General features: G+C 68.9%; 1 pseudogene. It reads right to left on the bottom strand.

The window, feature by feature from the left end:
* A pseudogene (locus tag HUK82_RS17095) lies at positions 1 to 566 on the bottom strand (glycosyltransferase); the annotation flags it as partial.

The following is a 566-nucleotide window of genomic DNA, read 5'->3' as shown; positions in this document are numbered from 1 at the left end:
GACGGCAAGGGGCAGCGCGGGGCGGTCGTCCTCGGGTGCCTCGACTTGGCAGATGAGGCCGGGGAAATGGCGTTCTATGCGCCGCGCGGTGTCGTGCGACGGGACGAGCACGCGCCGCGCGGCGCCCAGTTCCGCGGCGGAGCGCGTCCTGAGCGCGTCGATGCCGAGACGTTCGTCCAGCAGCGACCCCTGTGCCCGAACGCACCGGCGGCAGCCGTCCAGATCGGGCTCGCCGCAATAGCGTTCGCCGATGCCCACGAGGGTGATGCGCGGACAGAACCAGACATAATCGTGAACGAACACATCGTAGGGGACGGCCAGACGCTCGGGCAGCGATCGTATCACCGGGTGATGGCCGAGCAGGTGATGCCATTCGACCAGGCCAACCCCCTCATCGCGCAGGAACGTCAGCAGGTCCGGCATCTCGTGTGGCAGGGCGAATGTCAGGTTGGGAAATCGTATGGTCAGGTCATCGGTTTCGACGCGGCAGCCATCGCTGTGCGGGCGCAGGGTGAGGGTGCGTCGCCCGGCGCGGCGATGCGCGGCGGCGCGGTCGCGTCGCACCT

It is taken from the genome of Ameyamaea chiangmaiensis (assembly GCF_013376175.1).
Taxonomy (GTDB): Bacteria; Pseudomonadota; Alphaproteobacteria; order Acetobacterales; family Acetobacteraceae; genus Ameyamaea; species Ameyamaea chiangmaiensis.
The sequence above is the reverse complement of the archived record's forward strand: the minus strand, read 5'-3'. Positions and strand labels throughout refer to the sequence as shown.